The sequence below is a fragment of the Flavobacterium soli DSM 19725 genome (genome assembly GCF_000422705.1).
Lineage (GTDB): Bacteria > Bacteroidota > Bacteroidia > Flavobacteriales > Flavobacteriaceae > Flavobacterium > Flavobacterium soli.
The window spans coordinates 257,383-270,777 of the sequence record NZ_AUGO01000009.1; the positions used below are offsets into that span (position 1 = coordinate 257,383).

13 protein-coding genes and 1 pseudogene are annotated in these 13,395 nt (G+C 43.9%); 2 read left to right on the plus strand and 12 right to left on the minus strand.

Annotated elements, in window-relative coordinates:
• Window positions 1-18 precede the first annotated feature (18 nt).
• Genes G508_RS0113205 through G508_RS0113215 form a run of 3 tightly spaced genes read right to left on the minus strand, consistent with a single transcriptional unit; the run spans window position 19 to window position 2,494 of the window.
• Entirely contained in the window at window positions 19-417 is a 399-nt protein-coding gene (locus G508_RS0113205; protein ID WP_026705772.1) for a hypothetical protein, read from the minus strand.
• On the minus strand, window positions 417-995 hold the full coding sequence (locus G508_RS0113210; RefSeq protein WP_407918634.1) for a M91 family zinc metallopeptidase: 579 nt from the start codon (window positions 993-995) through the stop codon (window positions 417-419). The genes G508_RS0113205 and G508_RS0113210 overlap by 1 nt, the downstream gene beginning before the upstream one ends.
• Window positions 992-2,494: an RHS repeat domain-containing protein gene (locus tag G508_RS0113215; protein WP_026705774.1), complete on the minus strand. Its 1,503-nt coding sequence runs from the start codon at window positions 2,492-2,494 to the stop codon at window positions 992-994. Before G508_RS0113215 ends, G508_RS0113210 begins: the two co-directional genes overlap by 4 nt.
• 51 nt (window positions 2,495-2,545) lie before the next feature.
• On the opposite strand from G508_RS0113215, the gene G508_RS0113220 reads away from it, so the two are divergent.
• Window positions 2,546-2,794: a hypothetical protein gene (locus tag G508_RS0113220; RefSeq protein WP_026705775.1), complete on the plus strand. Its 249-nt coding sequence runs from the start codon at window positions 2,546-2,548 to the stop codon at window positions 2,792-2,794.
• Here G508_RS0113220 and G508_RS0113225 read toward each other — a convergent pair.
• From G508_RS0113225 to G508_RS0113250, 6 genes are all read right to left on the minus strand, one after another.
• Window positions 2,778-3,200 (minus strand): hypothetical protein, encoded by a 423-nt coding sequence (locus G508_RS0113225; RefSeq protein ID WP_026705776.1) that lies wholly within the window; start codon window positions 3,198-3,200, stop codon window positions 2,778-2,780. The two genes, G508_RS0113220 and G508_RS0113225, sit on opposite strands and share 17 nt — an antisense overlap.
• 36 nt (window positions 3,201-3,236) lie before the next feature.
• The gene (locus G508_RS18995; RefSeq protein ID WP_051197620.1) at window positions 3,237-3,644 is read right to left on the minus strand and encodes a hypothetical protein; all 408 of its coding nucleotides are present in this window, start codon (window positions 3,642-3,644) and stop codon (window positions 3,237-3,239) included.
• Window positions 3,645-3,652: 8 nt separating this feature from the next.
• Entirely contained in the window at window positions 3,653-3,862 is a 210-nt protein-coding gene (locus G508_RS0113235) for a hypothetical protein (RefSeq protein WP_026705777.1), read from the minus strand.
• Window positions 3,863-3,933: 71 nt separating this feature from the next.
• On the minus strand, window positions 3,934-4,074 hold the full coding sequence (locus G508_RS20245) for a hypothetical protein (protein ID WP_169628036.1): 141 nt from the start codon (window positions 4,072-4,074) through the stop codon (window positions 3,934-3,936).
• Window positions 4,075-4,331: 257 nt separating this feature from the next.
• Complete coding sequence (locus tag G508_RS0113245; protein WP_026705778.1) at window positions 4,332-4,649, minus strand: hypothetical protein; 318 nt, start codon at window positions 4,647-4,649, stop codon at window positions 4,332-4,334.
• A gap of 50 nt (window positions 4,650-4,699) precedes the next feature.
• Window positions 4,700-7,180 (minus strand): RHS repeat domain-containing protein, encoded by a 2,481-nt coding sequence (locus G508_RS0113250; protein ID WP_169628037.1) that lies wholly within the window; start codon window positions 7,178-7,180, stop codon window positions 4,700-4,702.
• 378 nt (window positions 7,181-7,558) lie between these two features.
• Here G508_RS0113250 and G508_RS20250 point away from each other — a divergent pair, with 378 nt between their 5' ends.
• Complete coding sequence (locus G508_RS20250) at window positions 7,559-7,774, plus strand: hypothetical protein (RefSeq protein ID WP_169628038.1); 216 nt, start codon at window positions 7,559-7,561, stop codon at window positions 7,772-7,774.
• 54 nt (window positions 7,775-7,828) lie between these two features.
• Here G508_RS20250 and G508_RS20610 read toward each other — a convergent pair.
• The 3 genes and pseudogenes from G508_RS20610 to G508_RS0113260 all read right to left on the minus strand — a co-directional run.
• A pseudogene (locus G508_RS20610) lies at window positions 7,829-8,302 on the minus strand (DUF6443 domain-containing protein); the annotation flags it as partial.
• Window positions 8,303-8,307: 5 nt separating this feature from the next.
• Window positions 8,308-11,637, minus strand: coding sequence for an RHS repeat domain-containing protein (locus G508_RS0113255; RefSeq protein ID WP_026705780.1), 3,330 nt, complete (start codon window positions 11,635-11,637; stop codon window positions 8,308-8,310).
• A gap of 16 nt (window positions 11,638-11,653) precedes the next feature.
• Entirely contained in the window at window positions 11,654-13,378 is a 1,725-nt protein-coding gene (locus G508_RS0113260; RefSeq protein ID WP_051197622.1) for a T9SS type A sorting domain-containing protein, read from the minus strand.
• Between the last annotated feature and the right edge of the window lie 17 nt (window positions 13,379-13,395).

Consider the following 13,395-nt stretch of genomic DNA (forward strand, 5'->3'; position numbering starts at 1 on the left):
AAACTCATATATTATTTATTAATTTGATGATTTTAATACTTGCTCTATAAGTATTGGAGAAAATTTTTCATATTTACAAACTTTATCTCCATATCTCCATCCTTCAAAAGTTGATGTGGAATATAATGTATCAGTCGATACTACAAATACATATTTATAAATTCCAAAATTTTCTCCTGAATATGGCAATGGTGTGCATTTGCTCAAACTATCTTTAATTAGATTTATTTCTTTTGACAGAAGTTCAAAATCTTTGACCTTTGCATTTTTAATTTCTTTTTTATTTTCAAAAAAATTTTCAAGATTGTATCCATGAATTTCACCATCAGCAACGCTGGGATGAGAAACAAGAATTTTATAATTACTTCTACATGATATCATTGTAACCATTAATAAAATAAAAATTGACTTTTTCATTATTCAAGGGGAATTGGTGTTATAGGTTCAGTGGTTGTGACTCCTTTTACAGGATAGGGAATTATAGCATAATTTGTTCTTTGGTCTTCTTGTAAATGTTCATTTACTTGATTTGCTAATGTCGTTGTAAATTTTTCTTCAGCGTTGGCAAAACTAAAATCCCTGCCATAAGGGTCTTTTATCTGTCCTCTCGTAGAAAAATCATTTAGCCTCTTTGAAAGGCCTTTATCAAAGAAATCATTATAACCATGAATTAGTTCATGTGATAATACTGATGCGGGAGAATTTTTTCCATAATCTGCAACTGTTTTGCCATTTGAATCTTGGTTGTAGGGTTTATTTGCATCTTTAAAAAATGCAATTCCTTTGGATGGATTAAAAGTCAATATATTTTTTTTAAAACTGTATGTATTATCTTTTCCTTCTTTAATTTTAATAGTTTTTTTATCATTTATTAATTCATCTAAAACATTTACTGTCTTGGCATTTTCTCCTTCTCCGATTGTAATTTCCATTGCTTTAGATGCGTAAAGAAAATCCAATGCCTGATAAGTTTGTCTTTCAAAATCATTTTTTATAGCATCATAATCTCTGTTTCAACATATGAATAATTGTTTTTACCTATTTTTATCCTTTTACCATCAGGGTCAATGAATTTGACAGGATTATCCATTGCATAATTATAAGGCGTCCACCTTTTATACTTCTCCGCCAACGGGTCAATATTCATCCACCTACCAATTGCAGGGTCATAATTCCTTGCTCCATAGTCGTACCAGTTCAGTGATAGCTCGTCTTGATACTCCTTCCCATTGTACTTATACTGATAAGCACCGCGACGAACCTCCTCTAAAACAGCATAAATTTCACCCGTCTCAGGAGAAACTCCCCAGTCCCGTATGTCGCTGTTATAACTATGCTTCATCCCAAAGGGATAATAGTGGTTCTCCTCCAGTAGGGATACAGTAGTGCCCTCCTTGGTATAGCTAAGCCTGATATTACCCAAATGATCCGTATAATGATACACATAATTGAAAATAGTGCCGCCAGAAACCCTAACATAACCCTCGGCCGTTGGAAAAAACTGCAAACTGGCATCAACATACTGATAACCGTCCAGATAATCCGTCACAACATTTTGTGGTGCGCCATCGGGCGACTGGTTCAAGACAAGCTTCCTCACTTTCTGCCCCACAGCATTGTAAAGATAGGAAATAAATTTTTCCCCGGCCGACACCTTGAAGTCAATTTTGGTGGGCAGATTCAAATGATTATAGGTAATGGCTTGGATATCCTTGTTCAGGTCAGCCGTCATGTTGCCATGTGCATCATAGAGATAATCATAGTCCTCATGTGTTGGCCACTGCTGCTTGTTCTTGTTGCCATCCAAAAAACCATCCAGACTGTTACTCACATCATCAACCCTTCTCAATACGTTTGTATCCTTGTCATATAAGTAATTCAGGTTGTCGATAATATAGTTGTTACCGGCATGATCGTCCCTGTAGCCCCTTCGCACCAGAGTAAGGATATTCCCATTTTTATCATAGCTCATCTCTTCGTTGTAGGCATTGGTGACGCCAGCTTCAGGATTTACCGAATTGGGTTTCTGATAGATCGCCTCCGTAAGCCTGTTCAGATCGTCATACACATAGCCGTATTTCCTTACCGTGTTGTCACTTCCCGTTCGCCAGAAGGTTTCGGAAATATTGCCGTTATAAAGGGGTGCTACAGCTCCCTGAACACTATAGTCAACCGTGTTGTAATTCAGCTTAAAGGCAAATAAGTCTTTCGGATTGGAAGGGTCTGTATTGCCCTGTGTCAAATTCGTAAGATCATTGATGCCCTTAAGCCACCCCCGGATGTTGTAGGTAAAATCTACCTTCTGCAAGCCTTGTCCGGTAGCTAAACCTCCAACACGCTTGTTCATGAGCTGACCCAATGCGTCATAGTCGTTCCGGGCGATAAGCTCCTCTGGTCGGGTGTTAATCTTATGGCGGTGTTCCAGCAACCTGCCTTGGTCGGTATAGGTAAAAAAGTCGTTTACCGTCAAGGGTGTTGCAAGACTTAAAAACACCTTGCAACCATGTATTTTCCCTATATTTATATACCGAAAACACCAATAAACATGAGCAATAACAAAGAATTTCAAGGCTTCTTTCCAAGCGATAATTCAGCCAGCACCAACCTCAAATACGACCTTATCACATCAAAACTGATGACAGGAATGCAAAACCATCAGATGCGTACTGCTCCAGCTCCAAACGTTGGGATTGTATTCGGATTAATCGGGGCGGTTTTGCAGATGGTTGTGGGGTTGGTGGTAATGCTTCTCGTTGGGGTTAGATGGGTTTGGAAAACTAAACATCAAAACTAAAATGTTTTGAATTTAAACTCGTTCTGATTCCATATAAATCTTTACGCATTGCTATAGCTAAAGTATTTAATGTTTCTGTATCTTGCTTAATTAGAAAATGTTTCATAGATATAATTACATTATCTGATGCATACAATGACATATTTATAAATTCCACATGGATTTCATTCTTTAATCTTTCAATAGAATTTATATCTGGTCGGTTTATAACAAGCATTGTTTTTTCTTTCTCATAGTTAACCAATGCATAACACATAAGTATTATTGCCTTGTATCTGGTCTCCTTCGTAACTTGTTTTGCATCACTCTTCTTTGATTTAGATGCGAAAAAATAAGATGTGTATCCTCCAATACCAGCTGATACTAATGCTAAAATTGATGTCGTGAGAACTGATAAATCTGTCATAGAATGATAAAATCAAATTAATGTTTGTTTCTTAAACTAACTCAATGGTGGCAAGCCATCTCTAAACACTTTAATTGGAGTATCAATCTTTTCTAAATTCAATTCTCGTCTTAAATCTTGCCTCAATTCAGTTAGTAGTTCAATTAAATTGGTTCCTCTTGTTTCGGCTAATTCATTGGCTATTTTTATTGCCAGTTCAATTTGCTTCTTAGTCCCAAATAATTGTATATCTGCAATTGGCTTTTCTACATACTCTACCGCATTTACGTCTTTTCTATTCGAAGCATATTCTAATTTTCTCCACGCTTCGATAAGATAGTTTATTCTTAATTCTTTTTGCTTGTTTTTCCTATCACGCTTTGTAGCGAATAGATGTACAATATACCATCCTGCCATTGTGACTATTGCAGTTATTAATAAAGGAATTAGGAGTTGGAAGTTCATATAAACTGCTATATTGAAAATAGTTTTGGATTTAAGCCATCAAGAGCTTCTTTAAATTTTTTCAGATGCTCATTAGTTGGAAATTCAAATTCGAAGACCGTTCCATCTTTAGTTTCTATTGGCTGAGGATAGACAGCTTCATATTTATCTGCGAATTTTTCTATTGCTGGGATATGTACTTCATCCTTGTTTAAAATTGTTAGTTGATATACGCTCATAGTTATGAATTTATTTTGTTATTTTAAAATACTAAAGTAGTCATTCTTTGTCTGAAACTTACAGATATAGCTTAATCTTTAGGTTTATGCTTGTGAGGCTTTAAATCGGGATGCTTTTCCTTGTTAGGAGGATTAACTCTGGGTCTTTTGTCTGGAGTTCCGTCTTCTTTTTTTGGTTTTGGACCAGGTTTAATTGCTTGAATTGTTTCCATAATACTTATATTAATTGGTTAATGGTTGCTCAATAAAGTCTCTCTTTATTCAGCACCAAAACAAATCTAATGCTTTACCAATTCCCTTATTTACGGTTTTCCGTAAAACGATTAAATAATTTCAGATTATAAAGTTTATCGCCAAAAAAGACAGCACTAAGGCTGTCTTTTTAACTTCTACATCTAATTTAATCTTTACGATTATGCTTGTGAGGTACCATTGTTCCTTTTAAATCTTCAACTGTTTGGTATCATATTTATTTGTCGTTTCTTTTCAATTTTAAATCCATAATGTTACTTTTAGTTGTAACATCAGTGGATTCATGTCTGCTTTGATAACCTGATATAGATGTTTTTACCTCAATAAAAGCTCCCTTATTGAAGTTGTGGCTATACTCTCCTTCCTTATTGGTAATTACGGTTACAGAATCTTGACCAGTATAACTTCCATCAGGTGTATTGCCATATCTCCAACAAACAATCGATACTTTCACATTTTCAAGCGGTTTCTTCGTTACACTATCTGTAATTAAGCCCGTAATACTTACATCATTAATATCTTCATAACATGACATTAAACTAAATGCTAAGAGAATTAAATAATATTTAAAATTTTTCATGATTTTTAATTTGCAGCAGCCCTATTTAATTCGGGTTGGATTATTTGTTTTGCTTTTTCTTGAATATTTGCATGATTAGTTCCTGGGGCGGTAACATTGTTATTAATAACTGTCGTTTTCTTTGAGTTTACTGCTGTATTAGGCCCACCATTAGACCCTGGGGAATTACTTGTTCCGCTTTTACTTTTATTACTGCTTCCACTACTATTACTTCCGCTACTACTACTGGTAGCCCCAGAAGACGAACCCGTTGAACGAGATGAACTTGAGGCACCTGAATCTTCAGTTTGATAAACATTCACATTCTTTTTTACGTTACTTGGAATAGCAGTATTAACTGTAGAATTCATTAAGGGACCGTCAGAACCATCTACAGTGACAAGTAATTCAACATTACAATTTTGAGCTTTAAGTGCTTCTGTTAACTCGACAGCAACATCAACTCCATAGCTATATCCATAAATAATTACTGAATCTCCATCTTGATAATTTGCATTAAAAAAATCCATTCCAGATTCAACACCAGAAGAAGAAGTCCATCCAGGAGCTATAATAGTACCAGCAAAATCTTGTCCATTCTGACCAGCAGTTGCCTGAGTGTTGACAAAATAATCTCCTGTAGTACCCGCATCTGTTACAGTTGTTGGTTGGCCACCTCCAGTAGGACCTCCATGATAAAATATTGCTAATACCCCTTCTAAGCCTTCCAATTCCCTATATGCAATTGGCTTGTTTTCACAAAATGTATATGGTGACTGAAAACTATAATCTTCTGCTAATGGGTCTAAGCTCATAAACCTACCAATAGCATAATCATAATTTCTCCACTTAAAGCTGTCCCAGTTCAATGATAGTTCGTCTTGACGCTCCTGTCCTTGGTACTTATACTGATAATTACTCCTGTCAACCTCCTCCACGATAGCATACACCTCGCCAGTGTCCCTGTCCAATCCCCATTCCCTGATCTCGGCATTATAGCTGTGCTTCATCCCAAAAGGGTAGTAATGGTTTTCCTCAAGCACCTTTGTCACGCTGCCTTCACGGGTATAGCTCAGCCTGATGTTGCCCAGATGGTCCACATAGTTATAGACATAATTATAAATGCTTTCCCTCACACTCACATACCCCTCTGCCGTCGGGAAAAACTGCAAATCATTGCCAACATACTGAAAACCGTCCAGATAATGCGTCTCCTGATAGGCATTGGGCGTCACCGTCTTGTCATCCACCAGCTTTTTGAGCTTCGCCCCGAGGGCATTGTAAAGATAGTCAATTTTCCTGTTCACATCATAATTGAAGACAATCCGTGTGGGAAGATTCAAATGGTTGTAGGTAATCTCAGAGATGCCCTTGTTCCAGTCCTGGGTCATGTTGCCGTTCAGGTCATAGCTGTAATCTGGCCTCGAAGGATCGGCATGCTGCCCATCCCTGAAACCGTCAAGGCTGTTGGACTGGTCCATAACATAATCCAATCGGTTGGAATTTAGTCCATAGCTGTAATTCAGCTTGTCAATGAGGTAGGGAGCCACATTGCTGTCCAGATAGCCATTGCGGTCCATGCTCAGTATGTTGCCGTTCTTGTCATAGCTAAGGTACTCGTCATAGGCATAGGTCTGTGAGGGTGCAAGTCCCGGCTTCTGGTAATAGGCATCGGTCAATCGGTTCAGATCGTCATACTCGTAGCTGTATTTCCGCAACACGTTCTCGGGATGTGTCTTCCAATACGTTTCCCCTATGTTGCCGTTATACAGGGGCGTGCTGATGCCTTCCACATCGTTATAGCCAATCCTGAAGGCAAAAAGATCCGTTGGCAAGCCACTTTCGGCAAGGCTTTGCGTGTTGTTGATGCCCTTGAGCCAGCCTCTAATGTTGTAGGTGTAGTCAAGCTTCTGGAGGCCTGTTGCAGTACTGGCAAGGCCACCCACTTTCTTGTTCTTGAGCTGTCCCAGTGCGTCATATTCGTTCTTGGCGATAAGCTCCTCGGCACCACCATTAATCTTGTGGCGGTGCTCCAGCAACCTGCCTTGGTCAGTATAGGTATAATAGTCGTTTACAACCAACTCCTGGGGAGTGCTTGCCAATCGCTTATGCAAGGTCTGGGTTTGCAGGACCTTTCCTTCAAAGTCATATTGCGTAAGTGCTGTGGTGTAACCTCCCAGATGATTCACCTTTTGGCTCATCACCATACGGGCCTTCCTGTCATAGAGCATATAGGAACGTTCACACCTGTAATCATTGCTTCGTTCCAAGACTCGCACCCAGCCTCCGGTGGCAAGCCCCTTTGGCTTCACCGTCCTGTTATAATAGACACTCTGGCCAAGGACATTGGTAGGCAATGCCGAGGGAACCCATTCCGTCAGGGTCGTAAAGTCATACGTACCATAGTAATTGAGGGTCAGGATATGGTAGCCCGTCGTGGGTTCGGCAACATTGGTATATCGGAATCCAACCCCGCCAACGGATGTCGCCGTACCTGTGGTTCTCATTTCGCTAATCGTAGTGGCGGTAGCCCCGTTATATATCCCCTGGAGCGTATTTCTTGTGATGCTGGTCACAGTTGCCTGTTTCCAGGCCGTGAGTATCGGTCGGTTAAAGGCGTCATACTTGGTGATCAGCCAGCCCGGAGCCGTGATGTCGCTAAAGGGTGAATTGGCAGGACCGGTTGCCACCACGCGATCCAGCTTGTCATAGATGATGAACTCCCATTGCTTTCCCGGAAGCTTCTTTTCCACGAGGCGGTTGCGGGAATCATATTTGTACTGGTAGCAAAGTCCGGTCAGTACTGCTGAAGTCGTACTTCCATTCGCTAAGGGTGGCAGTACATAAGTGAGGTTGCCAAATTGGTCATACACATAGTAGGTGTCATGCAGCTGGCCTGCATTGTAGGTCCGCTTGAGCACCACCTGTCCCTGCTTGTTCTTGAATTCCTCGGTGGTATGGTTGGAAGAACCCGGTACCCAATTCTCATCCTTGGTTATGGTCCTGCAGAGCGTGTTTACAGGATAGTAACCGCTGTTGACAATAGCAATATTGTAAACCGGACTCGTAGCGTTCCCATTCCAAGTGGAATTGGCCTTTAGCAGCCGTACTTGGTTGGCCCCGTTGGTCTTGTAGTCAAACTTGATGGTATGGTCAAGGTCGCTTGTAGGGTTTACCATCCAGTCCGCTCCCGGGGCTCCCTGCTCAAGCACCCTGCCAAGTGGCGAGGCCTCCAATCGCTTCTGGCTGTAGGGGTTTGTGGTATTCTCATAGGCTGTCGTATTGTAAAAGGCCGATACGTTGGCTACTGCCGCTGCATCATAGGCCATGGTGGCCGTCTGTGCGGCATAGGGAAGGTAGTCGTGGGTCTGCCTGCCAAAGTTGTCATAGACAATCGGGGTCACAATATCCGTTCCCGTTCCCGATTGCTTGTGGGCAACCTGCTGCATCGGCCTTCCAAGGCCGTCAAAGTAGGTGACATTCACTGCCGCCTGTGAAGCGGTAGGGCTTGCAGGAAGGGCGGTAGCCGTTTCCTGCTTGTAGGTCACGCTCTTCACATAGTTCTGGTTCGTGCTTTGCGACATTGCCATCACAGGCAGAAGCAATAGGGTATATAATAGCTTTCTCATGCTTCCTAGTTTTGTGTTCTGTAATGGTATTGGTTCTCGCTCAGTATTTTGCCATCCTTATCCTTGACAAGCTTCAGGCGGTTGAAGTTGTCATAGTGATAGGTAACCTTGTCACCCTTGGGGTCGGTGATGGTGGTGACCCCTACCAAAGGCGTGTAGGTATAGGTCGTGACCATGGCGTTCGGGAGTGAGGTTCTAAGGTTATTGATCGCTGTCAGGTTTGCTTCATTCACCAAGGTAAGGTCCGTTACTCCCAAGGCAGTCTTGATCTCCGCATTGGTGGCATTCTCGATCTTGGCGATGGGAAGGGTCTTGCTGTAGCCCCAGAGATAGCTGATCTTCATGCCACCTTCCTGCTGTACTTCCAATGGATTGCCGGTTGTGATGTCCATCGCATTGTATTTGACACGCGGGTCTAAAGTGGCTCCTCCTTTGCTGGCCATGATGATTTCGGGAGAGATGTGCAATCCCAAACCCGGATCCCAATCTTTGTAGACGGTTTCCTGCCTGGACAGCTCTCCAATCGCATCTGAGGTAATAATCTCCAGTGGTGTCCCAATTCTATTCTGCTCCTTCAGTTCCAAGGCATAGGGTTTGGATGACATCGAAGGGTCCGACGGATAGTAATAGTTTTTCCTTACATCCAGCTGTCCATTGTCATAACTGCGTTCCTGGGAAAGTTGCGATAATGAATTATAGGTATAATCCGTTATAGAATTCACCTCATTGGCCTCAAAATAATGGATTTCCTTGGTCTGGACCAGTCGGTGGTACTCCGTTACTGCCGAATACCAGCTTACACCCAATGGAGATAAAAATCCATCATTGCCGAAGGGTTCGGCAGGGAACTTATATACCTGCAATCCAAAATCCTCAATTGGCTTTGTACCATATGCTTCATAAGTATTCTCCAACTTAGAAAGCTTGCTGTCTTGGCTATAGGTCTCAACCTTCTTCAAGTTGCCCCGGAGCCAGTCGCAATATACATAATTGCGGAAGTTGTTTGGAATATGGATATTGCTATAATAGTCCCGTGGTTCAAGCTGCAGCTGGCTGTTATAATTGTCAGTATAACTGTAGGTATACTCCTTGCGTCCCTGCTGTCCTTCATTGAACAGTTCCGTGACATTTTCATAGCCTACCAGGCTGCCATGGGTAGAAATCAGTGGTGCCTGGCTTACTCCCGAGAGCTTGATGCCCCTCATGCCCTGTGAAGTGCTGAAAGTGCTACCCTTTGCATAGAGATAAGATTTAAAAAGACAATCGTACATATTGGGTGTGCTGCCACTGGAAATCCCATTGACAAATCCCTTATATTGATAAGTCTTTGAAAAAGCAAGACTGCCTAGCTTGTCATGGCTCTCAATCTTTTGGATACGCAGCCCTGAATACAAAAGTTCATCCGGGGTTTCATCATATTTCCAGTCAATAAAGAACTGGAATGCTTTTGCAGTGGGATCATTTACCTGTGTGGGCGGTACCCAGATTCCCTTTGGCGTGGCGGTTATCCTATACTCGCCAGAAGGCAGGTCATGGTGAAACTCGGACTGAAAAATATTTAGTGCAACAAAGCCCGAATTGGTGTCAGTTGATTCAACCGTTATCGTAAAATCGCAACTAACCTGATTGAGATTCGGTCCCGTGCATCCTGTCATCTGGAACACATTAAAATAAGCCTTTCCCCTGACGTTTGGGCCAACAGTAAAAATTTTCGTAAACTTGTTATTGGCAAAATTAGTGGCGTAGTCTGCGGATTCCAGCTTTGTGTGCCCCTTTGCAAGATGATCGGTATAGCTGTCCCCAATTCCACCAAACCGTCCGATATCATTGTTCTCCCAGATAAAACTGTCAAACCCTCCAGTGGGATAGGTAACCTTGGTAAGCACGCCGATCTGGGTATAGGCTGGATCAATCGTCCTGTCAGCATATCCGAAATAGGCATTCCGCCTGTCAACATAGGTAACGGGTATGAGGGAAGTATTCAAAAATTTCCCGTTGTAGTAGCCGAAATAGTCAATAGCCCTTGAAAATCGATTCGGCAGGGCCTGCGGATTGTTATATTCGAATCCGTAACGACCTTTTATAGTACCCGAGAGGTCTTCCTCTGTGACCGAGTCAAGCATCAGGCGGTACTTGCCTTCCCCGAAATCATAAAAATAAGTATTGTTATCTGCACTGGTCAGCTGAGAGGTATGCAATACCATCTTCTTTACAAAATTCTGATCCTTGTCAAGCAAGATCATGGATTTAAGGGCATGAGAATTCAGAAGGTCAAGCCGCTCATAGGGCTGGCTTTCAAACAGTATCCTTCCGCTTGGAAAAATGATGCTATCAATTGATGGCTGGTTAAATTCCCTTACTAGGTAACTGATATTACGTTCACTGTCGCCAGCATCACATTTTATAAACTCCTCATCGATCAGGGTATGGGTCTTCACGCCGTTCTCCATGGAATAATAGAATTTCACCGTCTCCTTCGATGTTGGGAAGACGATGTCCATCAGCATCCACGACTGGAATACGTTAGCCGCCCCATTGGTATCGTTGGCGGGCGACTGAGTGATCCCGTCATAGGTCACCGATCTCGATTTTGTGGTAGTGACCAATTCACGGGCTCCCAGACGATATGGATGTTCCGGCGAATTGTAGGGCTCGCCAAAATAATACTTCACCCCATTCTCATCAGTGATAATAAAACCTATGATCTTTTTATCAGATCCCTTAACAGTCAATATCTTAAGTCTGCTCAAGGGTGCCTGGTTGAATTCCTGTTCCTGCTGGTTGTAATAGAACTGTCCCGAATAGCCAAGGAAGCTGAAATTGAAGGTGTCTGCCTCATAGTCCCTCCTAGCACCTTCCCCGGTCTCAAAACTTATATGATAGTTTTGGCAGGTGTCAAATCCGGTGCATAAAGGATCTAATCCCATAAGATGCAGTATCGTATAGCGTTGGTTAATATTGCTATTAGTGGTGGTATTCATATAGCCATTGGTAACATCATCCGGCAACTTGTTGATAGTCCTTGTTATGAGCCCCCCAGAACTGAGCGACCATCCCATACCTGTCCGCGATGCGATACTGTTTACCCTGATCCCATCTGTACTGTAAGACAGCGAGATAGGCACCTCGACACCGCCATGCGAGATGGTATGGAACGGCACCGATATGTTAGGCGTTCCCGTGTAAAGCGAAACATTCACAGGAGAATGCTGCAGGATGGTGGCCGCCTCAGGCGAAGGCGGTATTACCTTTGGCACTTCCTGTCCTGTAACCTGTTGGCTTGAAATTCCTGCAACAAGCAGTGCAATGCTATAAAATGTAGTCCTTATATTCATCTGTCGTCTATTTGTCTTAATTGTCATTCTTGATTATCTTCACGCTTCCCTCCCCCTTGTTGGTCTGGATATTCACGATATACACCCCAACAGGATACCCCGAGAGGTTTACCGGAACCGTCCGGCTCTCGATCTCGAACTTCTGCAGCTCGCGACCCCCTATGTCATACAGGCGTGCCGTGCCCGTGTCGAAGTCAAAGCCCACGATCACGTTCGTATAGCTGATAACGGGGTTGGGGATGGCCTCGATCTTAGTTTTCTCCTTCAGCGGCTTCTCCTTGTCCTTGATCTTCACCACCCAGAAGTCCTTCCCGCCATAGTTCTGCTTCTTGTCCCTTGAGATTTTCGCTCCCGGCTTTGGCCCCAAGTTTTCCATCGGCACTGCACCTCCCTGGCTGCCGCCACTGCCTCCGCCTGAGTTGGTAGGGTTCAGCAGGTTGCCTGTCGGTGAGTTTGCCCCAAGCTTGAAGCCCGAGTCGTTAGTGTTGCCCAAGGCGTCATTGATGCCCTTGGTTGCCGAGTTCAATTGCCCTGCAACGGCCTCATTGGCCTGTGAGGCTGTTTCGTTGACCATATTGTCCAACTCCTGTTGTGCTTTCTGTGCTCCGGCAAGTTGCTGGCTGCTGTCCAAGGGATTCAATCCTTCTGCCAGTCCCTTTTTCTTCTGCTGCCTCCTGTGGGCAAAGCCCTTGAACTCGGGATTCGAGGTACCGGCCATCAGGTAGCCGCCGTCGCGGGACATGACCACTTTTCGCAGTATATCCTCGCCCTCGCTGCCAATGGATTTCCGCCAGATTTCCTCGCCCTTTTCCGAGATCTTGATTGCCATATAGTCGTTGAGCCCTTCCTTGCCTTGCTCGTCACCGGAGGAGATCGGGCTGTAGGCCCCAATCAGCAAGCTGCCGTCCTGGTTCTCGATCAGGGAAGTGAGGATATCCACCGAGCCGATGTCGTAGGCCTCTTCCCAGAGCGTCTCGCCCGTCTCCCCGAGCTTCACCACCCAGAGGTCGGTTCCCTTCTTCGAGGTACGGGTCTGGCTGTTGGAGCTTCCCGCCACCATATAGCCAAGGTCGGCCGTCTGGCGGATGGCGTAGGGCTGGTCGTCATGTGCACCGCCAATGGCCTGTTGCCACTCGATATTGCCCTTGTCATCCAATTTCAGTATCCAGAAGTCGCCCCCCTGTCCGAAGTTTTCTTGAAGTTTTTCCCCCGAGGCAGGACTGTTGGAATAGCCCGCCACGATAAAGCCGCCATCCTTGGTCTGTTCCACATCACGCAGCTGGTCGGCATATTGGCCTCCGTAGGTCTTCTGCCACTGCTCATTCCCATCGGCATCGATCTTGATGATCCAGTAATCGGTATTCCCCCTTGTCTTTTCCTTTTTAAATCCAATATTGGATTCCCCTCCTTTGGAAGTGTCCGCCGCCGCGGACGGGGTGGATGAATTCGAGGTACCGGCAAGCAAGTAGCCCCCATCCCTGGTCACCACCACCATCTGCAAATCGTCCTGCCCGATGCCCCCGAAGCACTTCTGCCACATCTGGTCGCCCTTGGCATTGAGCTTGATCACCCAGTAGTCGTTGCCTCCGTGGCCCTCAACGGCCTTCTGGTAGCCCTTGGGACTGTTCGAGGTACCTGCCAAGAGGAAGCCGCCATCATGCGTGGTCTTGATGCTTTGCAGCAAATCGCTTGCACCTCCGCCAAAGCTCTTCTGCCATTCGGCACTGCCATGCTCGTCCATCTTCCAGATCCAGTAGT

Bases quoted from the DNA above. Each gene is read 5' to 3' on its own strand.
- G508_RS18995 (WP_051197620.1), bottom strand. From the start codon at position 3,644: ATGAACTTCCAACTCCTAATTCCTTTATTAATAACTGCAATAGTCACA.
- G508_RS20250 (WP_169628038.1), top strand. From the start codon at position 7,559: ATGCAGCTGGCCTGCATTGTAGGTCCGCTTGAGCACCACCTGTCCCTG.
- G508_RS0113250 (WP_169628037.1), bottom strand. From the start codon at position 7,180: ATGAGAACCACAGGTACGGCGACATCCGTTGGCGGGGTTGGATTCCGA.
- G508_RS0113220 (WP_026705775.1), top strand. From the start codon at position 2,546: ATGAGCAATAACAAAGAATTTCAAGGCTTCTTTCCAAGCGATAATTCA.
- G508_RS20245 (WP_169628036.1), bottom strand. From the start codon at position 4,074: ATGGAAACAATTCAAGCAATTAAACCTGGTCCAAAACCAAAAAAAGAA.
- G508_RS0113205 (WP_026705772.1), bottom strand. From the start codon at position 417: ATGAAAAAGTCAATTTTTATTTTATTAATGGTTACAATGATATCATGT.
- G508_RS0113225 (WP_026705776.1), bottom strand. From the start codon at position 3,200: ATGACAGATTTATCAGTTCTCACGACATCAATTTTAGCATTAGTATCA.
- G508_RS0113255 (WP_026705780.1), bottom strand. From the start codon at position 11,637: ATGAATATAAGGACTACATTTTATAGCATTGCACTGCTTGTTGCAGGA.
- G508_RS0113245 (WP_026705778.1), bottom strand. From the start codon at position 4,649: ATGTCATGTTATGAAGATATTAATGATGTAAGTATTACGGGCTTAATT.
- G508_RS0113235 (WP_026705777.1), bottom strand. From the start codon at position 3,862: ATGAGCGTATATCAACTAACAATTTTAAACAAGGATGAAGTACATATC.
- G508_RS0113260 (WP_051197622.1), bottom strand. From the start codon at position 13,378: ATGGACGAGCATGGCAGTGCCGAATGGCAGAAGAGCTTTGGCGGAGGT.